The 24346-nt window shown below is 68.3% G+C and carries 20 protein-coding genes; 16 read left to right on the top strand and 4 right to left on the bottom strand.

The annotated features are described in order from the left end of the window. Positions 1 to 148: 148 nt before the first annotated feature. Genes thiD through mpl form a run of 4 tightly spaced genes read left to right on the top strand, consistent with a single transcriptional unit; the run spans position 149 to position 4651 of the window. Positions 149 to 1126, top strand: coding sequence for a bifunctional hydroxymethylpyrimidine kinase/phosphomethylpyrimidine kinase (gene thiD, locus M0L44_RS09025; RefSeq protein ID WP_252769350.1), 978 nt, complete (start codon positions 149 to 151; stop codon positions 1124 to 1126). Beyond that, complete coding sequence (gene hemL, locus M0L44_RS09030; RefSeq protein WP_252769351.1) at positions 1083 to 2408, top strand: glutamate-1-semialdehyde 2,1-aminomutase; 1326 nt, start codon at positions 1083 to 1085, stop codon at positions 2406 to 2408. Before thiD ends, hemL begins: the two co-directional genes overlap by 44 nt. Further along, positions 2405 to 3244 carry a D-hexose-6-phosphate mutarotase gene (locus M0L44_RS09035; RefSeq protein WP_252769353.1) on the top strand — a complete coding sequence of 280 codons (840 nt, stop codon included), beginning with the start codon at positions 2405 to 2407 and terminating at the stop codon, positions 3242 to 3244. Before hemL ends, M0L44_RS09035 begins: the two co-directional genes overlap by 4 nt. Positions 3245 to 3286: 42 nt before the next feature. Next, positions 3287 to 4651, top strand: coding sequence for a UDP-N-acetylmuramate:L-alanyl-gamma-D-glutamyl-meso-diaminopimelate ligase (gene mpl, locus M0L44_RS09040; RefSeq protein ID WP_252769354.1), 1365 nt, complete (start codon positions 3287 to 3289; stop codon positions 4649 to 4651). Between the two features lie 42 nt (positions 4652 to 4693). On the opposite strand, the gene M0L44_RS09045 is transcribed toward mpl, so the two are convergent. Beyond that, positions 4694 to 7402 (bottom strand): zinc-dependent metalloprotease, encoded by a 2709-nt coding sequence (locus tag M0L44_RS09045; RefSeq protein WP_252769356.1) that lies wholly within the window; start codon positions 7400 to 7402, stop codon positions 4694 to 4696. 114 nt (positions 7403 to 7516) lie between these two features. Between M0L44_RS09045 and M0L44_RS09050 the strand changes: the two genes are divergently transcribed. The 12 genes from M0L44_RS09050 to M0L44_RS09105 all read left to right on the top strand — a co-directional run bounded on the left by M0L44_RS09050 (position 7517) and on the right by M0L44_RS09105 (position 18990). Then, positions 7517 to 8113 (top strand): YqiA/YcfP family alpha/beta fold hydrolase, encoded by a 597-nt coding sequence (locus tag M0L44_RS09050; protein WP_252769357.1) that lies wholly within the window; start codon positions 7517 to 7519, stop codon positions 8111 to 8113. Between the two features lie 36 nt (positions 8114 to 8149). Continuing rightward, positions 8150 to 10180: a ribonuclease catalytic domain-containing protein gene (locus tag M0L44_RS09055; RefSeq protein ID WP_252769703.1), complete on the top strand. Its 2031-nt coding sequence runs from the start codon at positions 8150 to 8152 to the stop codon at positions 10178 to 10180. A gap of 22 nt (positions 10181 to 10202) precedes the next feature. Beyond that, entirely contained in the window at positions 10203 to 11078 is an 876-nt protein-coding gene (locus M0L44_RS09060) for a TonB family protein (protein ID WP_252769359.1), read from the top strand. A gap of 9 nt (positions 11079 to 11087) precedes the next feature. Beyond that, a complete protein-coding gene (gene aroE, locus M0L44_RS09065; RefSeq protein ID WP_252769360.1) occupies positions 11088 to 11942 on the top strand; it encodes a shikimate dehydrogenase in 855 nt (284 codons plus the stop codon). 1 nt (position 11943) lies between these two features. Further along, positions 11944 to 12723 (top strand): transglycosylase domain-containing protein, encoded by a 780-nt coding sequence (locus M0L44_RS09070; protein WP_252769361.1) that lies wholly within the window; start codon positions 11944 to 11946, stop codon positions 12721 to 12723. 10 nt (positions 12724 to 12733) lie between these two features. After that, positions 12734 to 13324 (top strand): hypothetical protein, encoded by a 591-nt coding sequence (locus M0L44_RS09075; RefSeq protein ID WP_252769362.1) that lies wholly within the window; start codon positions 12734 to 12736, stop codon positions 13322 to 13324. Beyond that, the gene (locus M0L44_RS09080) at positions 13321 to 13854 is read left to right on the top strand and encodes a TlpA family protein disulfide reductase (protein ID WP_252769363.1); all 534 of its coding nucleotides are present in this window, start codon (positions 13321 to 13323) and stop codon (positions 13852 to 13854) included. Before M0L44_RS09075 ends, M0L44_RS09080 begins: the two co-directional genes overlap by 4 nt. A 318-nt stretch (positions 13855 to 14172) precedes the next feature. Continuing rightward, positions 14173 to 14625, top strand: a complete 453-nt coding sequence (gene accB / locus M0L44_RS09085) for an acetyl-CoA carboxylase biotin carboxyl carrier protein (protein ID WP_252769365.1) — start codon at positions 14173 to 14175, stop codon at positions 14623 to 14625. 10 nt (positions 14626 to 14635) lie between these two features. Further along, complete coding sequence (accC, locus tag M0L44_RS09090) at positions 14636 to 15985, top strand: acetyl-CoA carboxylase biotin carboxylase subunit (protein WP_252769366.1); 1350 nt, start codon at positions 14636 to 14638, stop codon at positions 15983 to 15985. Between the two features lie 18 nt (positions 15986 to 16003). After that, on the top strand, positions 16004 to 16903 hold the full coding sequence (gene prmA, locus M0L44_RS09095) for a 50S ribosomal protein L11 methyltransferase (protein WP_252769704.1): 900 nt from the start codon (positions 16004 to 16006) through the stop codon (positions 16901 to 16903). Between the two features lie 39 nt (positions 16904 to 16942). After that, on the top strand, positions 16943 to 18052 hold the full coding sequence (locus tag M0L44_RS09100; RefSeq protein WP_252769367.1) for a zinc-ribbon and DUF3426 domain-containing protein: 1110 nt from the start codon (positions 16943 to 16945) through the stop codon (positions 18050 to 18052). 29 nt (positions 18053 to 18081) lie between these two features. Further along, the gene (locus tag M0L44_RS09105; RefSeq protein WP_252769368.1) at positions 18082 to 18990 is read left to right on the top strand and encodes a carbohydrate kinase family protein; all 909 of its coding nucleotides are present in this window, start codon (positions 18082 to 18084) and stop codon (positions 18988 to 18990) included. Positions 18991 to 19072: 82 nt separating this feature from the next. On the opposite strand, the gene M0L44_RS09110 is transcribed toward M0L44_RS09105, so the two are convergent. From M0L44_RS09110 to M0L44_RS09120, 3 genes are all read right to left on the bottom strand, one after another. Further along, a complete protein-coding gene (locus M0L44_RS09110; protein WP_252769369.1) occupies positions 19073 to 19639 on the bottom strand; it encodes a histone in 567 nt (188 codons plus the stop codon). Positions 19640 to 19903: 264 nt separating this feature from the next. Then, positions 19904 to 21109 (bottom strand): ribonucleotide-diphosphate reductase subunit beta, encoded by a 1206-nt coding sequence (locus tag M0L44_RS09115; RefSeq protein WP_252769370.1) that lies wholly within the window; start codon positions 21107 to 21109, stop codon positions 19904 to 19906. Positions 21110 to 21299: 190 nt separating this feature from the next. After that, positions 21300 to 24179, bottom strand: a complete 2880-nt coding sequence (locus M0L44_RS09120; RefSeq protein ID WP_252769705.1) for a ribonucleoside-diphosphate reductase subunit alpha — start codon at positions 24177 to 24179, stop codon at positions 21300 to 21302. Positions 24180 to 24346: the final 167 nt, after the last annotated feature.

A 24346-nucleotide genomic window follows, 5' to 3' on the forward strand; every position in this document is an offset into this window, starting at 1 on the left:
CAGATCACTACAATCCGTCCGAGTATAGCGAGGGGATGCTAGGTTACGACAAGGTTTTATCGACACTTGCGCAACATCATCCCGACTCATCCTACGATCCCGCGTCGGCCGGACTGCCCACTGCCTATTTCTTCGACCGGTCCCTGCCATGAACACTGAATCCCCCCCCGACGCCTCCACTCCCGATGGCACCGCCCAGGACGCCGGCGCAACGCCCGCCTGCGTGATGAGCTTCAATGCCGGCGACCCCAGCGGCGCCGGCGGCGTGGCAGGTGACATCGCCACCATCGCGGCCATGGGCGCCCACGCCCTGCCGGTGGTGACCACGCTGCTGATGCGCGACACGGCCGAAGTCTTCGACCAGCACTTGATCGAGGGCGACGCGGTAGTTGAACAGGCCCGCAACATTCTTGAGGATGTCACCGCCAGTGCCTTCAAGGTTGGCTTCCTGGGCTCGGCCGAGAACGTCAGCGCCGTGGCCGAGATCCTCTCGGACTATGCCGAGTTACCCCTGGTGTCCTACCTGCCCAACCTGTCCTGGCTGGAGGAGGACGAGCACCAGAGCTACCTGGATGCCTTCCGGGAACTGATCCTGCCGGCCACCGAGGTGCTGGTGGGCAGCCACAAGACGCTGACCGACTTCCTGCTGCCCGAATGGGAGTCGGAGCGCCCAGCCTCACCGCGCGAACTGGCCGTGGCCGCCGCCGAGCACGGCACCCGCTACGTGCTGGTAACCGGCGTGATGCTGCCGGCCAAGGCCGGGCAGTTCATCGACAACGTGCTGGCCTCGGCCCAGGGGGCCCTGACCGGCGAGAAGTTCGAGCTCTTCGACGTCAGCTTCGTCGGTGCGGGCGACACCCTGTCCGCCGCCCTGGCCGCCCTGCTGGCCGTGGGTGCCGAGATCCAGGCCGCCACCGGCGAAGCCCTGCAGTTCCTGGACCAGAGCCTGGATGCCGGCTTCCGCCCCGGCATGGGCCACGTCATTCCCGACCGATTCTTCTGGGCCTTGCCCCCGGAAGAGGAAACAGCCGCCGAGGGCGAGCCCGCGCCAAATCCGCCCGGACCCACCCCCAGCTTTCCCGATGAACCCCCTGCCGCGCCCGGAGGCCGCCGCCGTGTCCACTAATGTCCAACTGTTCGAACGGGCCCAACAGTCCATCCCGGGTGGTGTGAACTCGCCGGTGCGCGCCTTCCGCGCCGTCGGCGGCACCCCCCGCTTCATCACCCGCGGCGAAGGCGCCTACATCTGGGATGCCGACGGCCAGCGCTACATCGACTACATCGGCTCCTGGGGCCCGATGATCCTGGGCCACGGCCATCCCGCCGTGCTGGAGGCCGTGCTGTCGGCCGCCCGCGAGGGCTTCAGCTTTGGCGCCCCCACGGAACGTGAGGTCGAGCTGGCCGAGGCCATCATCGGCCTGGTGCCCAGCATCGAGCAGGTGCGCCTGGTGTCTTCCGGCACCGAGGCCGGCATGAGCGCCATCCGCCTGGCCCGCGGGGCCACCGGCCGCAGCAAGATCATCAAGTTCGAAGGCTGCTACCACGGCCACGCCGACGCCCTGCTGGTCAAGGCCGGTTCGGGCCTGGCCACCTTTGGCCACCCCACCAGCGCCGGCGTGCCGGCCGAGGTGGTGCAGCACACGCTGGTGCTGGAGTACAACAACGTCGAACAGATCGAGGCCGCCTTCAAAGCCCACGGCGACGAGATCGCCTGCGTGATGATCGAGCCGATCGCCGGCAACATGAACTTCGTGCGCGCCAGCGTGCCCTTCGTGAAGCGCATCCGCGAGCTGTGCGACCAGCATGGCGCGCTGTTCATCTTCGACGAGGTGATGACCGGCTTCCGCGTGGCCCTGGGCTCGGCCCAGAGCCTTTATGCCAAGGCCATCCCCGGCTTCGTACCCGACATCTCGGTCTTCGGCAAGGTGATCGGCGGCGGCATGCCGCTGGCAGCCTTCGCCAGCAGCCGGCGCATCATGCAGCACCTGGCCCCGCTGGGACCGGTCTACCAGGCTGGCACCCTGTCGGGCAACCCGGTGGCCACCGCCTGCGGTCTGGCCACGCTCAAGGAGATCTCCAAGCCGGGCTTCCACGAGGCCCTGCACGCCAAGACCCGGCGCCTGATGGCCGGCCTGAAAGCCGCGGCCGATGCCGCCGGCGTGCCCTTCAGCGTGGACAGCGAAGGCGGGATGTTCGGCTTCTTCTTCATGCCCGAGCTACCGCAGAACTACCAGCAGGTCATGACCACCGACCAGGCCCGCTTCAACCGCTTCTTCCACGGCATGCTGGAGCGCGGCGTCTACCTGGCTCCGGCGCTGTACGAAGCTGGCTTCACCAGCGCCGCGCTGAGCGACGCCGACCTGGACGCCACCCTCGCCGCCGCCAAGGACGTCCTGGCCTCAGCATGAGCGATATCCGTCTGACCGAGTTCCGCGGCCAACCCGCCGTCCACCTGCGCGCGCCCGACGGTGCACAAGCCACCGTGCTGCTGCACGGGGGGCAGTTGGTGTCCTGGGTGCCGGCCGGTGGCGAAGAGCAGCTCTACCTGTCCCCGACCGCCCGTTACGGCGTAGGCGCCTCGGTGCGCGGGGGCGTGCCGGTGATCTTCCCGCAGTTCAACGAGCGCGGCCCGCTGCCCCGCCACGGCCTGGTGCGCACCCGCAGCTGGACGCCGGTGCAAGTGGTGGTGCGGGGCGAGCACGCCATCGCGACGCTGCGCTTCACCGACGACCTGGCCACCCGCACCCACTGGCCCCACGGCTTCACCGCCGAGGTGACGGTGAGCGTGGCCGGGCGCGACCTGGACATCGAGCTGTGCATCACCAACACCGGTGAGACCCCCTTCGACTTCCACGCTGCACTGCACACTTACCTGCGCAGCCAGAACGTCGAGAAGGCCCAGCTCGAAGGCCTGCAGGGCTGCCACTACGAGGACGCACTGCTGGGCGTGGAAGGCGACCAGTGGGGCGACGTCACCGCGGTGATCGGCGCCATCGACCGCGTCTACCACCAGGCCCCGCGCCAGCTGATCCTGCGCGAACTGGGCCGCAAACTGCGCATCAGCCTGAGCGACTTCGAGGATGTCGTGGTCTGGAACCCCGGCTCCGAAGGTGTGTCCAAGTTGACAGACCTGCCCGCAGAGGACTGGCGGCACATGCTCTGCGTCGAAGCCGCCTGCGTGCGCGATCCCATCACCCTCGTCCCCGGGGATGAGTGGGCTGGCCGACAGAGCTTCACCTGCTGAACCCGCGCGGGCATCGCCCGCCCGCGCCACCTTTCCCCTGCCATGCACATTCACATCCTGGGCATCTGCGGCACCTTCATGGGTGGCCTGGCCGCCCTGGCGCGCGAAGCCGGCCACACCGTCACCGGCTGCGATGCCAACGTCTACCCGCCGATGAGCGACCAGCTCCGGGCCCTGGACATCGACCTGATCGAAGGCTTCGGCCCGGAGCAGCTCTCGCTCCAGCCCGACCTCTTCGTGGTGGGCAACGTCGTCACCCGAGGCAACCCGCTGATGGAGGCCATCCTCGACGCTGGCCTGCCCTACACCAGCGGCCCGCAGTGGCTGGCCGAGCATGTGCTGCAAGGCCGCCATGTGCTGGCCGTGGCCGGCACCCACGGCAAGACCACCACGACCTCGATGCTGGCCTGGGTGCTGGAAGAGGCCGGCCTGCAGCCCGGCTTCCTGGTCGGCGGCGTGCCGCAGAACTTCGGCGTCTCAGCCCGGCTCGGGAATGGTTCCGCCTTCGTGATCGAAGCGGACGAGTACGACACGGCCTTCTTCGACAAGCGCAGCAAGTTCGTGCACTACCACCCCCGCACGGCCATCCTGAACAACCTCGAGTACGACCACGCCGACATCTTCCCGGACCTGGCCGCCATCGAGACCCAGTTCCACCACCTGGTTCGCACCGTGCCCTCCACCGGCTGCCTGGTGGTGAACGCCCGCGAGGAAGCCCTGCAGCGGGTGCTGGCGCGTGGCTGCTGGAGTCAGGTGCAGCGCTTTGGCGCCCGCAAGGAAGATCCGGGCGCGCTGCGCGCGCGCGGTGAACCCCATGCCTTCGACGTGCTGCGTGGCGCGATGAAGATCGCTCGCGTGGAATGGAGCCTGCTGGGCGAGCACAACCAGCTCAACGCGCTGGCCACCATCGCGGCGGCCGAGCACCTGGGCGTGGCGCCCGAGGTCAGCGCCGCCGCGCTGGGCCGTTTTCAGAACGTGCGTCGTCGCCTGGAGCTGCGGGGTGAGGCGGGCGGGGTGAAGGTCTACGACGACTTCGCCCACCACCCCACTGCCATCCGCACCACGCTGGACGGCCTGCGCCGCAAGGTGGGGCTGGACCATCGCATCCTGGCTGCCTTCGAGCCGCGCAGCAACACCATGAAGCTGGGCACCATGAAAGCCCAGTTGCCCTGGGCGCTGGAGGAGGCCGACCTGGCCTTCTGCTACAGCGGCGGCCTGGGCTGGGACGCCCGGGAGGCCCTCTCGCCCATGGGCGCCCAGGCCCAGGTCTGCGACACCATCGACGCGATGGTGGTCGCCATCGTCAAGGTCGCCCGCCCGGGCGACCATGTGCTGTGCATGAGCAACGGCGGCTTCGGCGGCATCCACGAGAAGCTGCTCGCCGCCCTGGCCCAGAAGACCGCCTGAAGAAGACGGGGCCGACCCGCGCCCCGTCCCTGCTCCATCCGGTCAGCTGCGGTCCATCACGGCCCGCAGCGCTTCGGTCAGCGTGCCCAGGCTCTCGGCCAGGTGCGCGCGCGAGGCCACCGACAGACTGCCACGCCCTGCTGCCGCCTTGAGCTGGGCCTGCAGCTTCACCGCATGCCAACGCACCAGGCTGGCCGCATCGGCCGGCAGCTTGGCGCCGCCCTTGGTCAGGATGGCCACCACGCGTTGCAGGTGTTCGCGCTGCAGGCTGCGACGCATCGGCTCGATCTCGCGGCCACTCTGCAGCTCGCTCCACACGCTGGCTTGCAAGGTGGCATAGACCTCGTCCAGCGACAGCGCCCCCGGGCGCTGCGCCGGGCTCAGGTAGTTCGGCAGCTCCAGCAGGCGCTGCGCCGTGCCAGCCGACATCAGCTTGTCCAGCGCCTGGGTCTGCAGCTGCAGCACCACCGAGGGGATGCTCACCGGCTTGGCACGCTCCCACTCGGTGTAGTCGGGCGACAGCGAGGACAGGAACTCCGGCCGGAAACTGAAGCTGTCCACGCTGAAGACATCCTTGGCCAGCAGCTTGAGCGCCTGACGCTGACGCTCCGGCGCCACCGGCTGATAGGCCGGCCGGTCGGTGGTGCCCGGCAGGTCGCGCAGCGTCTGCATGCCCCCCACGTACTTGGCCACCATCTCGGGCATGTTGCGCAGCTGGCGGAAGCCGCTCAGCAGCACCCGCCGCGCACGCAACGGGTCGTCGCCCGGCCGCGCGCCACGGGCCTGCACCCGGGTCCAGAGCTCGCGCGAGAGCTCCATGCGCCGGCTGTACCAGGCCAGCGGGTCGTCACCCAGGTCGAAGCGGTTGGCCAGCGGGTCGATGCCCCCCACCGGGCCACCCTCGGCATCCGAATCGTCGGCATAGGCCAGGGTCGGCTCGGTGCTGCGGCTGGCAATGCGGCCGAGCTCCTGGGCCTCCTGCCCCGGTGCGATGGGCTTGTAGGCGTACTCGATGGCCCAGTAGTCGTAAGGGCCCAGCGTGGTGTTGGTGATCGACGAGGTCGCCTCGCTGCGCAGCGACAGGTTGTAGGCGTTGTAGTCCATCACCGAACCGGAGATGCCGTGGGTGGCCGTCCAGGCCGGGTCCTTGAGCTGTTCGCGGGTCACGGTGGTAGAAGCCTTGAAGTTGTGCTTCAGGCCCAGCGTGTGGCCCACCTCGTGCGTGATCACGTCCTTGATCACCGCCTGCACGAAGGCCTCGGCCTCAGGACTGTCCGGCGCGATGTCGCCGCGGGCTTCCAGCAGATCCAGGGCAAAGCCCATCTGCTCGGCCGCCTCCTGCGCGTAGTTGCAACGTTCCTCGTCGCCCCGGCCGCCGCCCAGCACCAGGGACTGGGCCGCCTGGGTGGCCTGCCGCAGCACCTGAGCCTTCGCACCGTCGGTGTCCTCGGCCAGCGTGCGGCGGGCGCCCCGGGCGAAGACGTCGCTCATGGCGATGTCCGCATCCAGGATCTCGCCGGAGCGCGGGTCGGCCTTGCTCGGGCCGCGGGCAAAGCCCACATCGGCGCCGACGAACCAGCGGATCGAGGCATGGCCGGCGTCCAGGGTGTCGAAGTCCGCATCGTCGGGCTGCTGCCGCACCACGATGGCGTTCTTGAAGCCGATCTTCTCGAAGGCCTTGTTCCACTCCAGGATGCCCGCGGTGATGGTGGCGCGGTAGCGCTCGGGGATGTTCTTGTCCAGCCAGTAGGTGATGGGCTTGACCGGCTCGGAGAGTTCGGCCGCCGGGTCTTTCTTCTCCAGGCGCCAGCGGTCCACGTAGTGCACACGCTGGTTGGGCTTGAGGTCGCCGCTGAAGTCGGTGAAGTCTTCGGTGAAGAAGCCCAGGCGCGGGTCGGCCAGACGGGGCGCCATCGGCTGCTCGGGCAGCTTGGCCAGGCTGTAGGTCACACCGACGAAGAAGTTGCGCGGATCGGGCGTGGTCTCCGGCGGCGGCGGCGTGGGCACCGGCGGCGGGGTGAGCGGCGGCGCCGGCAGGCGCGGGGTGGCGTAGAGCAGGCGCACGTTCAGCGTCGTCAGGCCCTCATCGGCCCGCACCGACTCGAAGGAGGATTCGCCCCGGGCCAGGCCGTAGGGCAGGCGGAAGGCCGCTTCCAGCTGGGTCGAGTAGCCCACGATGTCGGACAGCAGGAAGCCGGCATCGATCAGCACGCTCTTGCGTTGCGGGTGCGGCGCACTGGCCACCGGAGCGGCGCCCAGCAGGCTTTCGGCAAAGGCCTGCCGAACGGCGGCCTGGGAGGCCTTGTCTGCCCCGGGGCGGTAGGCGGTGTTCAGCGCGATCAGCTGGATCTGCTTGCCGACCATGCGGAACTCGGCCGTCCAGTCCGGACCCATCTGGCTGGCATACAGACCGCGCTCGCCCACCGACTGGTTGATGCCCGCGGTCAGCAGGAAGGGCTGGCCCAGGCGCTCGGCCGGGATCTCCAGCCACACCTTGTCGTCCTTGCGCCAGACCGGGAAAAAGCCCTCGGTGCGCTGGGCATCCTTGACGACCTCGTCGAACGGCTTGGGGGCGTTCGGGTCCGGCCGCGCGGCCGCGGCGGGCGCACTGGCCGCTGCGGCGGGCTCCGGCGTGCCGGGCTGGGCCTGGGCCATCGCCCCGAGGGCCCCCATCAGGGCGCTCACCAGCACGGTGCGGACGGGTCGGAACGCCGTGGCCGGCGCGGCGGAAGAGGAAGTAGGCTGAGGCATGGACATCAGGGACGGAAGCCCGGGTTGGGCGGGAAGGAGGGCCACAGCGGCCGGGGTCGGGCCGGGCAGCGGCAAGCGGCTCTTGTACCTCAAGATCGCGCCTACACTGATCCCATGCTTCCCTCGCATCTGCTGTATCTGCACGGGTTCCGCTCCTCCCCCCAGTCGGCCAAGGCCCGTGCGGTGGCCGCCTGGCGGGATGCCCACCGCCCGGATCTGAACCTCTGCTGCCCGCAGCTGCCGCCCTCCCCCCGCGAGGCCATCGCGCTGGCCCTGGACTTGGTGCGCGACTGGCCACTGGAGGGCGCCGTGCTGGTGGGCAGTTCGCTGGGCGGCTTCTATGCCACGGTGCTGGCCGAGCGCCTGGGCCGGCCGGCCGTGCTCTTCAACCCCGCGGTGAACCCGGCGCGGGACCTGGCCCGCCACATCGGCGAGCAGACCGCCTGGCACAACCCGCTGGACCGCTTCTACTTCCGCGAGGAGTTCATCGGCGAATTGCAAGAGATGACCCCCGCGCAGCTCACCCGGGCCGAGCGCTACTTCCCCGTCATTGCCACCGGCGACGAGGTGCTGGACTGGCGCGAGATGGCCGCGCGCTATGCCGGCGCACCGCGCCTGCTGATCGAAGGCAGCGACCACGCGCTGAGCAATTTCGAGGCGCCGCTGGCCTACATGGTCCGCTCACTGCAACTTCTGGAAGCGACCGGCTGACGGCACGGCCCGCCCATCGGCGACAATCCGCCGGTGATGTACGCCCTGTTCGATGATGCTGGCAAATTCCTGGCCGGCCGTGTGATGTCCGAAGCCGACAGCTCGATGCAGATCGAGCTCGACTCGGGCAAGCGCGTGAAGGTGAAGAATGCCAACGTGCTGCTGCGCTTTGACAAGCCGCAGCCGGCAGAGTTGATCGCCGCCGCGCAGGCCAAGGCCGGCGAGATCGACCTCGACCTGGCTTGGGAATTCGCCCCCGAGGGCGAGTTCGGCTTTGCGGATCTGGCGCGCGACTATTTCAGCGCCTCCGCCGGGCCTGAGCTGCAAGCCGCCGCGCTGTTCCGGCTGTTTGAAGCCCCACACTACTTCCGCCGTGCCGGCAAGGGCCAGTTCAAGAAGGCCCCAGAAGAAACCATCAAGGCCGCCCTGCTGGCCATCGAGCGCAAGAAGCAGCTGGCCGCGCAGATCGAGGGCTGGGCCGCCGAGCTGGTGTCCGGCCAATGCCCGGCTCCGGTGCGCGAGCAGCTCTACAAGATCCTGTTCAAGCCGGACAAGAACGCCCCCGAATACAAGGCCGTGGTGGACGCCGCCAAGCAGAGCCAGCGCGCCCCGCTGGACCTGCTCAAGGACGCCGGCGCCATCACCAGCCCCTACCAGTTCCACTGGCGGCGCTTCCTGTTCGAGCAGTTCCCCAAGGGCACGGGTTTCCCGCCACTGGAGGCGCCGGCCATTGCCGACGAGCTGCCGCTGGCCCCGGTGCAGGCCTTCTCGATCGACGATTCGCAGACCACCGAAATCGACGATGCGCTCTCGGTCACCGGCCTGGGCTCGGGCGAGGTGGTGTTCGGCGTGCACATCGCCGCGCCGGCCCTGGCCGTGCTGCCGGATTCGCCGGTGGACAAGGTGGCCCGCGAGCGCCTGTCCACCGTCTACATGCCCGGCTGGAAGCTGACCATGCTGCCCGACGCGGTGGTGCAGGCCTACACGCTGGACGAGGGCCGCGACTGCCCGGCCGTCAGCCTGTACGTGACGCTGGACGAAGCCACGCTGGCGGTCAAGAAAAGCGAGACCCGGCTCGAGCGGGTGCCGATCGCCGCCAACCTGCGCCATGACCAGCTCGACGAGGTCATCACCGAGGCCACGCTGAGCGGCGAGGCGGTGGCCGACTACCCCTTCGCGGCCGAGCTGGCCTTCTGCTTCAGCCTGGCGCGCCAGCTCAAGGCCGCGCGCGAGGTGGTGCGCGGCAAGCCCGAGAACTTCAACCGGCCGGACTACAACTTCCGCCTGGATGGCAACAGCGGCGAGCCCGACGGCAGCGAGACGGTGCGCATCAGTGAGCGCCGACGCGGCGCCCCGCTGGACCTGATCGTGTCCGAAGCCATGATCCTGGCCAACAGCACCTGGGGTGGCTGGCTGGCCGAACTGGGCGTGCCCGGCATCTACCGCAGCCAGGCCAGCCTGGCCCCGGGCGTGAAGGTGCGCATGGGCACCAAGGCGCTGCCGCACGCGGGCATGGGCGTGGCGCAGTACACCTGGGCCACCTCGCCGCTGCGCCGCTACGTGGACCTGGTCAACCAGTGGCAGATCATCGCCTGCGCCCGCCATGGCCGCACCGCGGCGCTGGCCGCCCCCTTCAAGCCCAAGGATGCGACGCTGTTCTCGGTCATCTCGGGCTTTGACGGCGCCTATGCGGCCTACAACGGCTTCCAGTCCGCCATCGAGCGCTTCTGGACGCTGCGCTGGATCGAGCAGCAGGGCGTGACCGAGCTGGACGCCGCCGTGCTCAAGGATGGTCTGGTGCGGGCCGACACCCTGCCGCTGGTCTTCCGCGCCCTGGGCACGGAGAGCTTCCCGCGCGGCACCCGGGTGCGGGTGCGCGTCACCGGCATGGACCTGCTGACGCTGGAGTTGCACGCGAGCCTGTCCGCCCGCCTGGACGACGAGGCCGCCCCGGCCGAGGCGGAGGACAGCGAGGGCGAGGACGACGCGCCGGCCACCGGTCTCACCCTGGCCATCAATCTCGACGAGGCCGGCGAGGACGCCCCACCCGCCGCCCCCGCCGCCTGAGTTCCTCCGCCCTGCTGCGCCGATGCGACCGCCCAAGCTGCCCTGGCCCCCGACCCTGCTGCAAAGCACGCTGCTGATCTCGGTCGCCCTGCATGCGGTGCTGCTGACGATCCGCTTCGTCGATCCAGAGCGCTTCAACCGGGTATTCGAGGACACGCCGCTGGAAGTCATCCTGGTCAATGCCCGCTCCAGCGAGAAGCCGGTCAAGGCCCAGGCCATCGCCCAGGCCGACCTGGCCGGCGGCGGAAACCAGGACCAGGGCCGCGCCACCTCGCCGCTGCCGGCCTCCGAGCTGAACAGCCTGGGCATCGACACCGACGAGGCGGAGCAGCAGATCAACCAGATGCAGGCCCAGCAACAGCAGCTGCTGGCCGACCTGCGCCGCCAGATCGCCCTGCTGCCGGTGCCCGACCCGACGCGACCGGTCCAGACCCCTGACCAGGCCCAGCGCGAAGAGCGTCGCCGCCAGATGCTGCGCACGCTCGCCGAGATCGAGAAGCGCATCAATGAAGAGAACGCCCGACCGCGCAAGCGCTACATCAGCCCGGCCACGCAAGGCCAGGTGTATGCGGTCTACTACGACAAGCTGCGCCGCCGGATCGAGGAGCGCGGCACGCGCGACTTCCCCGAATACAAGGGCCAGAAGCTCTACGGCGAGCTGATCATGAACATCACGATCGATGCCCAGGGCCGCATCGTCGATGCCGAGATCGTGCAGGCCTCCAAGTCGGAGCTGCTGAACCGGCGCGCCCTGGCCATCGCCCGCGCCGCCTCGCCCTTTGGGGACTTCACCGACGCCATGCGCAAGCAGGCCGACCAGATCGTGGTCACCTCGCGCTTCCGCTTCACCCGCAACGAGGGCTTCGAGGCCACGGCCGAAACCTCGGCGCGCCCCTGAGTCGCTCCCATGACCGTCCCCACCGACCTCTACGCGGTGATCGGCCACCCTGTGGCCCACAGCCGCTCACCCGCCATCCATGCCGCTTTCGCCGCCGCCACGGGCCAGGCCCTGCGCTACGAGCGGGTGCAGGCCCCGCTGGACGGCTTCGCCCAGACCCTGGCGGACTTTGCCGAACAGGGTGGTCGGGGCTGCAACGTCACCGTGCCCTTCAAGTTCGAAGCCTTCGAGGCCGCGGCTGAGCGTAGTGAGCGCGCCGAGCTGGCCGGGGCCGTCAACACCCTCAAGCGCGACGGCGACCGCTGGTTGGCCGACAACACCGACGGCGTGGGGCTGGTGCGCGACATCGTGACCAACGCCGGCGTGCCCTTGGCCGGGCAGCGCGTGCTGCTGATCGGCGCCGGTGGCGCCGGGGCGGGCGTGCTGGGCCCCTTGCTGACCGAAGGGCCGGTCCAGCTGGTGCTGGCCAACCGCAGCCTGGACAAAGCCCAGGCCCTGACCGCCGGCCACGCCGCCCTGGCCCGGCGCCATGGCGTGGACCTGCTGGCCAGCGGCCTGGAGGCGCCCGGCACCGGTTTTGACGTGGTGCTCAACGCCACCGCCAGCAGCCTGGGTGGCGGCGAAATCCCGGTACCGGCCACGGTGCTGCGGCCCGGCGCCCTGGCGCTGGACCTGATGTACGGCCCTGCCGCCCGCCCCTTCCTGGCCTGGGCGGCCCGCCACGGCGCCATCGGGCGTGATGGGCTGGGCATGCTGGTCGAGCAGGCCGCCGAGTCCTTCGCCTGGTGGCGGGGTGTGCGTCCCCCGACGGCCGGCGTGCTGGCGACCTTGCGGGCCGAAGTCGACGCGACACAAGGACATTGAGATGAACGCGCTCGGCGCCCGTCTGGGCCGATTGTTCGCCCTGCTGGCCCTGTCCCTGCTGGCGCTGCAGCTGTATTTCCTGTTGCGCATCGCCCTGATGCTGGTGGTCGCCCCCCAGTCCACCACCTTCCAGCGCAGCGAGGCCTGGCGCCTGCTGACCGAGCAGCACCAGATCGACTGGACCCAGGAGTGGGTGGACGACGAACGCATCGCGCCCTCGCTCAAGCGCGCGGTGATCGCCAGCGAGGACGCTGGCTTCACCGAGCACAGCGGCATTGAATGGGATGCCATCGAGGGCGCCTGGCAGAAAAACCAGCGCGCGGAAGCCCGGGCCGACCGCCAGAACGACCGCCTGGCCCAACGCAAGCCCGCCAAGGCTGGCGCCCCTGCGCCCGCGAAGCAGGTGGTCGCCAAGGTGGTGGGCGGCTCCACCATCAGCCAGCAACTGGCCAAGAACCTGTTCCTCTCCGGCGAGCGACATGTGCTGCGCAAGGCCCAGGAGGCGCTGATCACCTACATGCTGGAGTTTGTGCTGGGCAAGAAGCGCATCCTCACCATCTACCTGAACAATGTGGAATGGGGCGAAGGGGTGTTTGGGGCCCAGGCCGCCGCCCGCCACTATTTCCATGTGGACGCGGCGCACCTGTCACCGCCCGCCGCGGCCCGGCTGGCGGTGATGCTGCCGGCCCCCAAGCGTTTCGAGAAAAACCCCGGCTCCGCCTACGTCAGCGGCCGATCGGCCATCATCCAGGCCCGGATGGGCGCGGTGGACCTGCCCTAGGAGCGCGCCGATGAACCCGGACCTGAGCGAGGAGATCGCTGCCACAGCCGCCCGGCTGGTGGTGGACGAGGGACTGGAGTACCCCAGCGCCAAGCGCAAGGCGGCCCGCGACCTGGGTCGCCGCGGTGGCCGGCAGGGTGAGCTGCCCAGCAACGAGCAGGTGGAGGATGCGGTGCGCGAGTACATCGCCTTGTTCTGCGCCGACACCCAGCCGGCCGAACTGCGGGCGCTGCGCCAGCTGGCCCTGCGCTGGATGGAGCGGCTCGCCGTCTTCCGGCCGCACCTGGGCGGTGCGGTCTGGCGCGGCACCGCCACGCGGCTGTCCAACATCGTGATCGACCTCTACTGCGATGACCCGAAGAGCGCCGAGATCGCCTTCCTGAATGAGGGCCTGGATTTCGACAGTGGCAGTGACGACCCGGACACGGTGGTTCTGAGCACGGTCGATCGCAGCCGGGAGCTGCCGGAACCGGTGACCCTGCATTTCGTGGTGCATGACCACGACGACCTGCGTGGCGCCCTGCGGCCGGACGGCCGCGGTCGGAGTTGGCGAGGCGATGCCCAGGCGCTGCGCCAGCGCCTGCAGGAGGACGCCGCATGAAGCCCGCCCGACGTCGCTGGCTGGCCGGCGCAGCGGCTGCCGGCGCCGCAGGCCTGGCAGGCGGCTGGTGGTGGCGAAGGCAATCCGCCACGGACGGCCCGCCCGAAGAGGCAGAACTGCTGCACCGGCTGCGTCACCAGGCTTGGCCCGTGCCCCCCGGACGACCCGCACTGGACCCTGCCCAATGGCTGGAACGCCCTTTGCTTGTGAACTTCTGGGCCACCTGGTGCCCGCCCTGCGTGCATGAACTGCCGGCGCTGGACGCCGCATCCCGCCAATGGCCCCGGGTTCAGGTGCTGGGCTTGGCTCTGGACAGCAGCGAGGCCGTGGCGGGCTTCCTGGCCCAAACCCCGGTGCACTACCCGGTCGGGGTGCTGGGTGTGGCCGGCCTGTCCATGCTGCGGCCCCTGGGCAATCCCAATGGGGGGCTGCCGTTTTCACTGCTGCTGTCATCGGATGAGCAGATCATCTGGCGCAAACTGGGTGCCGCGACGCCGGATGAACTGGCTCAGTGGTTGCCGCGGGCCTGAACAGACCAGACGCCCCCCTGAGATCCGACCCGGGTTGATTGCACGGCAATTTGAGGCATGACAGCCAGATCATCTGGAAACATGCTGGCAAAGTGCGACAATGCCGGCTTCGCACAGCGATCCGACAGCCTCGGACACCCCAGTTCAAGATAGGGGGCGAAGCTGACGGATATCGGCTGTTTCCCCATAATGCACGGACTTCGGGACTCATCGCCCGATCAAATGACACCTGGACCCTCGCGCCCGGTTGCCCCCCCCGTGTTGCCCCTGCCCCACCCGGGCCGCGGGCATCTCCCATCGACAGGAGCACTGTTTCCCATGGACCTGCGCAAGCTCAAGACTCTGATCGACCTGGTCTCGGAGTCCAACATCGCTGAACTCGAGATCACCGAAAACGAAGGCAAGGTGCGCATCGTGAAGTCCGGTGGAGCGACCTTCGCCGCGCCGGTCATGACCATGCCGGTCGCCGCGCCCGCCGCCGCTGCCGCCCCGGCCGCCCTGCCGCCCGCCGAAGCCCCGGCCGCTCCCGCCGTGACGGGCACCGTGGTGAAGTCGCCGATGGTCGGCACCTTCTACGCGTCCTCCACCCCTGGCGGCAAGCCCTTCGTCGAAGTGGGCAGCAGCATCAAGTCGGGTGAAGCCCTGTGCATCATCGAGGCGATGAAGATCATGAACGAGATCGAGGCCGAAGTCACCGGCACGGTCCGCCAAGTCCTGGTCGAGAACGGCCAGGCGGTCGAGTTCGGTCAGCCGATGTTCGTGATCGAGTGATCGGAACACCATGTTCAAGAAGATCCTGATCGCGAACCGGGGCGAAATCGCCCTGCGCGTCCTGCGGGCCTGCCAGGAGATGGGCATCAAGTCGGTCGTGGTCTATTCCGAGGCCGACCGGGATGCCAAGTATGTGCGTCTGGCCGACGAGGCCGTGTGCATTGGCCCGGCCCCCTCCGCGCAGAGCTATCTCAGCATGCCGGCCATCATCTCGACCGCCGAGGTGACCGACGCCGAGGCCATCCACCCCGGCTACGGCTTTCTCTCAGAGAACGCCGACTTTGCCGAACGGGTGGAGCAGAGCGGTTTCACCTTCATCGGCCCGACCCCCGAGTCCATCCGCATGATGGGCGACAAGGTGTCGGCCAAGCAGACGATGATCAAGGCCGGTGTGCCCTGCGTGCCCGGCTCCGAAGGGGCCCTGCCGGAGGATCCCAAGGAGATCATCCGCATCGCCCGCTCCATCGGCTACCCGGTGATCATCAAGGCCGCGGGCGGCGGCGGTGGCCGCGGCATGCGAGTGGTCCACACCGAGGCCGCCCTGGTCAATGCGGTGCAGATGACCAAGACCGAGGCTGGTGCGGCCTTCGGCAACCCGGCCGTCTACATGGAGAAGTTCCTGGAAAACCCACGCCATGTGGAGATCCAGGTGCTGGCCGACACCTTCCGCAACGCGGTCTGGCTGGGTGAACGCGACTGCTCGATGCAGCGTCGCCACCAGAAGATCATCGAAGAAGCGCCGGCACCGGGCATTCCCCGCCGCGTCATCGAGAAGGTGGGCGACCGCTGTGCCGCCGCCTGCAAGAAGATGGGCTACCGCGGAGCCGGCACCTTCGAGTTCCTGTACGAGAACGGCGAGTTCTACTTCATCGAGATGAACACCCGCGTGCAGGTGGAGCATCCGGTGACCGAACTGGTCACGGGCATCGACATCGTCCAGCAGCAGATCCGCATCGCGGCTGGCGAGAAGCTGCCCTTCACCCAGCGCCAGATCCAGATGCACGGCCACGCCATCGAGTGCCGGATCAATGCCGAGAACCCGTACAACTTCCTGCCCTCGCCGGGCCGCATCACGATGTGGCATCCGCCGGGCGGCCCGGGGGTGCGGGTGGACTCCCACGCCTACACCAACTACTTCGTGCCGCCGAACTACGACTCGATGATCGGCAAGGTCATCGTGCACGGGGACACCCGCGAGCAGGCCCTGGCCCGCATGCGCATGGCCCTGAACGAGACCGTGGTCGAAGGCATCCAGACCAACATCCCGCTGCACCGCGAGTTGATGGTTGATGCCAAGTTCGTGCAAGGCGGCACCAGCATCCATTACCTGGAAGGCTGGCTGTCCAGCCACAACCGCTGATCGGAACCGCTGGTGGCGATGTTTGAACTGGTGCTGAGCGCACCGGAGACGCTGGTGGAGCCGGTGTCCGAAGCCCTGATGAACGATTTGGAGGCCCTCTCCGTCTCGGTCGAGGACGCGGACGCCGACACCGAGGCAGAGAAGGCCCTGTTCGGTGAGCCGGGCATGCCCGCGGCCCGGCCGGGCTGGAATCGCTCGACCCTCAAGGCCCTGTTCAACACCGAGGAGGAGGCTTCCCAGGCCGCCACCCTGCTGTTGGCCCAGGACTGGGCGGTCGACCTCCGGGTGCAGGCCCTGCAGCCGGTGGCCGAGCAGGACTGGGTGCGACTGACCCAGTCCCAGTTCTCGCCGGTGGAGATCACCGAGCGCTTCTGGATTGTGCCGAGCTGGCATGAGCCACCTGCCCAGGCCCGCGAGGTGATCCGCCTGGATCCGGGCCTGGCCTTTGGCACCGGCACGCATCCGACCACCCGCATGTGCCTGCGCTGGATCGCCCGACAGGCGCCCACCCGGGCGGCTGGCTGGGACCGCGTGCTGGACTATGGCTGTGGCTCCGGCATCCTGGCCATTGCCGCCGCCCTGCACAGCGCCCGGGCGGTCGACGCGGTGGACATCGACCCGGCCGCGGTCGAGTCCACCCTGGCCAATGCCCAGGCCAATGGCGTCACGGTGCAGGCCGGTTTGCCCGAATTGGCCCGGGGCGAATACCCGCTGGTGCTGGCCAACATCCTGGCCACGCCGCTCAAGCTGCTGGCGCCGCTGCTGTGCGGGCATGTGCGCCCGGGTGGTCACCTGGTGCTGGCCGGCATCCTGGAAAGGCAGGCCGAAGAGCTCCAGGCAGCCTACGCGCCCTGGCTGCCCCTGCAGGTGCTGGACCGTGAGGACGGCTGGATCCTGATGGGCGCTGCACGCGCCTGAGCCCGGGCGGCAGGGCACACCCATGGCATCATCGCCGCCATGAGTCTGGCTACGCGTTGCCCCGCTTGCGGCACGGTTTTCCGTGTTGTCCAGGACCAGCTCAAGGTGTCCCAGGGCTGGGTGCGCTGCGGCCAGTGCCACGAGGTCTTCAACGCCCTGGAGAGCCTGTTCGATCTGGACAACAGTCCGTCGCCAGCCCCCACCCCCACACCGGCAGACGCCCCTTCGCCCTCCTTTGCGGCCACCGAGCCCAGCCCCCTGGAGGCTTCGCCGCCCCCGCCCGAACCCACGCCGGAAGAGGCCCCTCTCGCCTCGCCGCCCCCTCCTCCCGCGCCCTCCCTTCCTTCTCCGCCCGCACCGGCGCCAGTCACCCTCCCCTCTCCGCCGCCCCCCGCGCCTGCCGCACCCGCTGAGCCCGCACCCGAGCCTGAGCCCGAAGTTGGGGCCAATGAGGAGGCAAGCGCCGAACCCACACCGCCGGCCGGCTACGAGTTGCCCGGCGATGGTGGAGACGACAGCGTGGACGCGCCCGACACCGACGCATTGGCCGCCCCCTTCGGCGCCAGTCGACTGCCCGAACCCTGGGAACGCGAGGCCCTGACGCCAGAAGAGGCCAACCCCGAGCCCGAAGCCGTGGTGCCGCGCTTTCTGCAGCAGGCCGATAGACAGGTGCAAGGCGCCCGCCGGGTCCGCCGCGCACTCCTGGCGGTTCTGTGTGCGCTGCTGCTGCTGGCGCTGGGCGGACAGCTGACCCTGCAGGGTCGGGACCTGCTGGCTGCGCATTGGCCGGCCAGCCGCCCTTATCTTGCAGCCTTGTGCGGCACCGTCGGCTGCGAGGTGGGCGCCCCCATGGCCCTCGACCAGATCGTGCTCGACAGCAGCCAGCTGCAGACCACCGAGGTGCCTGGGGAGCTGACCATCACGGCCGAGCTGCGCAACCGGGCCGGCTGGCCGGTGCGGCGCCCCTCACTCGAATTGACCCTGACCTCTGACGACGGCCTCACCCTGGCCCGCCGGGTGCTCAGTCCGGCCGAACTGGGCGCCACAGACACCACGCTGCCCAGCGAGGGCAGCTGGCATGCGCAGGTGCGGTTGGATGTGGCGCCGCTGAAAGTCACCGGCTACGCGCTGGAAGTGTTCTACCCCTGAGCCCTGCGCTCGCCCACCAAGGAACCCCCATGGCCTGTCTCGTCTGCGGCTCGCTGGCTTTCGACACCATCACCGACTTTCCCGGCCGCTTCGCCGACCAGATCCTGCCCGACCAGGTGCACATCCTGAACGTGTCCTTCCTGGTGCCCACGCTGCGCCGCGAATGGGGCGGCTGCGCCGGCAACATCGCTTACACCCTGCGGCAACTCGGCGGCGAGCCGGTGGTGCTGGCCGCCCTGGGCAACGACGGTCAGGCCTACCTGAACCGCTTCGGCGAGCTGGGCATCGACACCGCCAGCGTGCTGCGCGTTGCCGACGACTACACCGCGCAGGCAATCATCATCACCGACCGGGACAACAACCAGATCACCGCCTTCCACCCGGGTGCAATGCAGCGGGCCCACGAGATCGGCCTGCCGACACGGCAGGACATCCGCCTGGCCATCATCGGACCGGATGGGCGCGAGGCCATGCTGCGACGCGCCCGTGACCTGCAAGCCGCAGGCATCCCCTTTGTGTTCGATCCGGGTCAGGGCTTGCCGATGTTCAACGGTGACGAGCTCAAGGCCTTCATCGCCCAGGCCACCTGGGTGGCCGTCAACGACTACGAGGCCCGCATGCTGTGTGACCGCGTCGGACAGGAGCTGGCCGACATCTCTCGCTCACACCTGGCGGGCCTGGTCGTCACGTTGGGCGACCAGGGGGCGGATGTGTGGGTCCAGGGCGAATGTCAGCGCGTGCCGGGCGTGGCAGCATCGGCCCTGGTCGATCCCACCGGCTGCGGCGATGCCTTCCGGGGCGGGCTGCTGTTCGGACTGGAACAAGGCTGGTCGCTGGACCGGTGCGTGGCCCTGGGCAACCGCCTGGGTGCGCTGAAGATCGCCCACCGCGGTGGTCAAAACCACCCGATCGAGCACGCGGCCCTGGGCCTGGCCTGACGCCCACGCTGCCCATAAAAAAAGCCCGGCCAGGCCGGGCTTTCCGTCTCGCACAGGCGGCACAGGCCGCCTGACGCGATCCTCAGGGCTTGTTGCCAGTCGGGAAGGGCCAGGCCGCGGTCGGGCTCAGGGCCGTCTTGGCAGCGCTCGCAGCAGGGGCAGGGGCCGCAGGGGCAGGCTTGGCGGGGGCCTTCTTGGCCGCCGCCTTCTTGGCCGGAGCCGCCTTCTTGGCCGGAGCCGCAGCCTTCTTCGCCGCCGTCTTCTTGACCGGAGCGACCTTCTTCGCCGGAGCAGCCGCCTTCTTGGCCGGAGCCGCAGCCTTCTTCGCCGGAGCGGCCGCCTTCTTGGCCGGAGCCGCAGCCTTCTTCGCCGGAGCGGCTGCCTTCTTGGCCGGAGCCGCCTTCTTCGCCGGAGCGGCTGCCTTCTTGGCCGGAGCCGCCTTCTTCGCCGGAGCGGCTGCCTTCTTGGCCGGGGCCGCCTTCTTCGCCGGAGCGGCTGCCTTCTTGGCCGGAGCCGCCTTCTTCGCCGGAGCAGCGGCCTTCTTGGCCGGGGCCGCCTTCTTCGCGGTCGCCTTCACCACCGGCTTGACCGGGGTGGACTTCTTGGCCGGGGCCTTCTTGGCCGGAGCCGCCTTCTTCGCAGTTGCCATTTCAAACTCCTTGATCAAGTTGCAGAAACACCGTGCCGCTCGAGACAGCCCGGCGATCCATCGCCCGCGGTGTTATCCCGGCAAGCCGGGGCTCCCCCGGTGCGATGAATGGGGAGACAGCACGTCGCCAAGCTTCTGTGGCCTGGCGGACGGGCTGGGGATCTTGATCTCTCGCTGTCCGAAACCGACAACCGGAAGAAATGGGTGGCTTTGCCGCGGGGGCTCAGCGTCTGAGCCCCCGTGTCCACCCGGCCTCCAGGCCGCTCAGTCCCAGCTCAGTGCGCCACCAGATTGATACTCGATGACGCGGGTCTCGAAAAAGTTGCGCTCCTTCTTCAGGTCGATCATTTCGCTCATCCACGGGAACGGGTTTTCCTCGTTCGGGAACAGAGCATCCAGACCGATCTGGGTGGCACGGCGGTTGGCGATGTAGCGCAGGTAGCCCTTGAACATCGAGGCGTTCAAGCCCAGCACCCCACGCGGCATGGTGTCTTCGGCGTAGCGGTATTCGAGGTCCACGGCCTTCTCGAACAGCGCCCGGATCTCGGCCTTGAACTCGGTCGTCCACAGCTGCGGGTTCTCGAGCTTGATCTGGTTGATCAGGTCGATGCCGAAGTTGCAGTGCATGGACTCGTCGCGCAGGATGTACTGGTACTGCTCGGCCGCACCGGTCATCTTGTTCTGGCGACCCATGGCCAGGATCTGCGTGAAGCCGACGTAGAAAAACAGGCCTTCCATCAGGCAGGCGAACACGATCAGCGACTTCAGCAGCGTCTGGTCGTTCTGCAGCGAGCCGGTCTTGAAGCCGGGGTTCATGATCGCGTCGATGAACGGGATCAGGAACTCGTCCTTGTCGCGGATGGACTGGACTTCGTTGTAGGCGTTGAAGATCTCGCTCTCGTCCAGGCCCAGGCTCTCGACGATGTACTGGTAGGCGTGCGTGTGGATTGCCTCTTCGAAGGCCTGGCGCAGCAGGAACTGGCGGCACTCGGGCGCCGTGATGTGGCGGTAGGTGCCCAGCACGATGTTGTTGGCGGCCAGCGAGTCGGCGGTCACGAAGAAGCCGAGGTTGCGCTTGATGATGCGGCGCTCGTCCTCGCTCAGGCCGTTGGGGTCCTTCCAGAGCGCGATGTCGCGGCTCATGTTCACTTCCTGCGGCATCCAGTGATTCGCGCAGGTGGCGAGGTACTTCTCCCAGGCCCACTTGTACTTGAACGGCACCAGCTGATTCACATCGGTTTGGCCGTTGATGATGCGCTTGTCGGCCACGTTCACGCGGCGGGTGCTCTTGGCGAACACGGAACTGGCAGCGCTGGCATCTGCAGAAGCAGAAGAAGGGGTGGAGGCCACAGCAGCCGTCGCGGTTTGAAGCGGCGACGGAGTCACAGTCCGCAGGCCGAGTTCGGCTTCAGGCGCGGGACGTTGAGCAGGATTCGGCGGGGTACGAACGTCGTCTTCCCAGACCAGCATGGCGTGTTTCCTATGGGGCGAATTATCGGAGTGTTGTGTTGGAACACCAAGCACTTCTTGACAGACGCGCGACAGCGATGTTGCAGCACTGCATCGGAATGCAGCAGTGATCACGCCATCGCGCACCACGAACCGACTTGAAGCACATGCCACTGCAAACCCGTTGGGGCATGCGCTTCACCATCGCGGCTTACTGGCAGGCCTCGCAGCCCGGATCGTCGATTGCGCAGAACTTGATGTCGGTCGCGGGAGCAGCCTCGGCCATCGCGGCTTGAGCCTGTGCTGCAGCGGCTTCCATCGCGGACAGGCCACCTTGACCGCCACCCATCGGCACCGCATTGAGCGAGCCAGCCGAGATGGTCGACTTCTCCGCATGCGTGGCGCCCATGGTGCGCAGGTAGTAGGTGGTCTTCAAGCCACGCACCCAGGCCAGCTTGTAGGTCTCGTCGAGCTTCTTGCCCGAGGCGCCGGCCATGTAGATGTTGAGCGACTGGGCCTGGTCGATCCACTTCTGGCGGCGCGCTGCCGCTTCGACCAGCCACTGCGTCTCGACCTCGAAGGCGGTGGCATAGAGCTGCTTGAGCTCATCGGGCACGCGGTCGATGCGGCGCAGCGAACCGTCGTAGTGCTTGAGGTCCATGACCATCACGCTGTCCCACAGGCCCAGTACCTTCAGGTCGCGCACCAGGTACTCGTTGACCACGGTGAACTCGCCCGACAGGTTGGACTTGACCGACAGGTTGCCGAAGCAGGGCTCGATCGAGGCATCCACGCCAATGATGTTGGAGATGGTCGCGGTCGGGGCGATGGCCACGCAGTTGCTGTTGCGCATGCCGTCGCGAGCGATCTTGGCGCGCAGCGCATCCCAGTCCAGCGTCGTGCTGCGGTCCACGTCCACATAGCCACCACGCTGCTGGGCCAGCAGCTCGATCGAGTCGATCGGCAGGATGCCGCGGTCCCACAGCGAGCCGCGGTAGGTCGAGTAACGACCCCGCTCAGCGGCCAGCTCGGACGAGGCCCAGTAGGCGTGATAGCAGACGGCTTCCATCGAGCGGTCGGCGAACTCCACCGCGGCCTGGCTGGCGTAAGGCGTGCGCAGTTGGTACAGCGCGTCCTGGAAGCCCATGATGCCCAGACCCACCGGACGGTGACGCAGATTGGAGTCGCGTGCCTTCTTGACCGCGTAGTAGTTGATGTCGATGACGTTGTCCAGCATGCGCATGGCGGTGGACACCGTCTTCTTCAGCTTGTCGAGGTCCAGCTCCTTGCCGTTGGCACCGTCCTTCAGGTGCTGGGCCAGGTTGACCGAGCCCAGGTTGCAGACGGCGATCTCGTCATCGCTGGTGTTGAGCGTGATCTCGGTGCACAGGTTGGACGAGTGCACCACGCCCACGTGCTGCTGCGGCGAGCGCACGTTGCAGGCATCCTTGAAGGTGATCCAGGGATGGCCGGTCTCGAACAGCATGGTCAGCATCTTGCGCCACAGGTCCTTGGCCGGCATGCGCTTGAAGAGCTTGATCTCGCCACGATCGGCCTTGGCCTCGTAGGCGGTGTAGGCGCGCTCGAACTCGGCGCCCATCAGATCGTGCAGGTCCGGGCAGGTCGAGGGGCTGAACAGAGTCCAGTCACCGCCCTCGATCACCCGCTTCATGAACAGGTCCGGAATCCAGTTCGCGGTGTTCATGTCGTGGGTGCGGCGGCGGTCGTCACCAGTGTTCTTGCGCAGCTCCAGGAACTCTTCGATGTCCAGGTGCCAGCTCTCCAGGTAGGCGCAGACGGCGCCCTTGCGCTTGCCGCCCTGGTTCACCGCCACGGCCGTGTCGTTGACCACCTTCAGGAAGGGAACCACGCCCTGGCTCTTGCCGTTGGTGCCCTTGATGTAGGAGCCCAGCGCGCGCACATTGGTCCAGTCGTTGCCCAGGCCGCCGGCGAACTTCGACAGCAGCGCGTTCTCCTTCAGGGCCTCGTAGATGCCGTCCAGGTCATCGGCCACCGTGGTCAGGTAGCAACTCGACAGCTGCGAGCGGCGGGTGCCCGCGTTGAACAGCGTGGGCGTCGAGGACATGAAGTCGAAGGTCGACAGCACGTTGTAGAACTCGATCGCGCGGGCTTCGCGGTCGATCTCGCCCAGGGCCAGGCCCATGGCCACGCGCATGAAGAAGGCCTGCGGCATCTCGATGCGCTGCTCGTCCACATGCAGGAAGTAGCGGTCGAACAGGGTCTGCAGGCCCAGGTAATCGAACTGCAGGTCACGGTCGGCCTGCAGTGCGGCGCCCAGCTTGGCCAGGTCGAACTGCATCAGCTTCTCGTCCAGCAGCTCGGCCTGCACGCCCTTCTTGATGAACTTGGGGAAGTACTCGGCGTAGCGCTGGGCCATCTCGGCCTGGGTCGCCTCCTCGCCCAGCACCTCCTTGCGGATGGTGTGCAGCAGCAGACGCGCGGTGGCGCGGGTGTAGGCCGGCTCCTTCTCGATCAGGGTGCGGGCCGCCAGGATGGCGGCCTTGTACACCTCGTCGATGGGCACGCCGTCATACAGGTTGCGGCGGGTCTCGGCCAGGATGGGCTCGGGCCGCACATCGGCGCCCAGGTTGGCGCAAGCCGATTCGATCAGGCCCTGCAGCCTGCCTTCGTCCAGCGGCACGCGCTGGCCACGGTCGGTCACGGTCAGGGTGTGGACGAGGGCCGCCTCGGCAGCCTGGCCAGCCTTGGCGCGCTCCTGCGCGCGGCGCTCGCGGTACAGCACGTAGGCACGCGCCACTTCATGGTGACCACCGCGCATCAGACCCAGCTCGACCTGATCCTGCACGTCTTCAATGTGGAAGGTGCCACCGCCCGGACGGGAGCGCATCAGCGCGCGCACCACGGCCTCGGTCAGCGCCTCCACCATCTCGCGCACGCTGGCCGAAGCCGCCCCCTGGGTGCCATGCACCGCCAGGAAAGCCTTCATCAGGGCCACGGCGATCTTGTTGGGCTCGAAGGAGACCACGGCGCCATTGCGACGGATGATCTGGTAGCCCTGGAAGGCGCCCGCATCCCGCTGCTCGGCGGGTGCCGCCGGACGGGCGGTCATCGTGGACTCGGAGGTGCTGGTGGCAACAGCTTGCATGAATTCCCCTCGGTGAAGTTCTTGGTGTGCGGCTTTCCAGGCGCCATCAGGGAAAAGGAATCCCCTGCGGCGCCGCGGCGTCGCTGAAAAACAAAGATTGAAAAAAGAAAGGTCGCCGCGGGAGGTTCAGC

It is taken from the genome of Ideonella oryzae (assembly GCF_024055665.1).
Lineage (GTDB): Bacteria > Pseudomonadota > Gammaproteobacteria > Burkholderiales > Burkholderiaceae_C > Ideonella > Ideonella oryzae.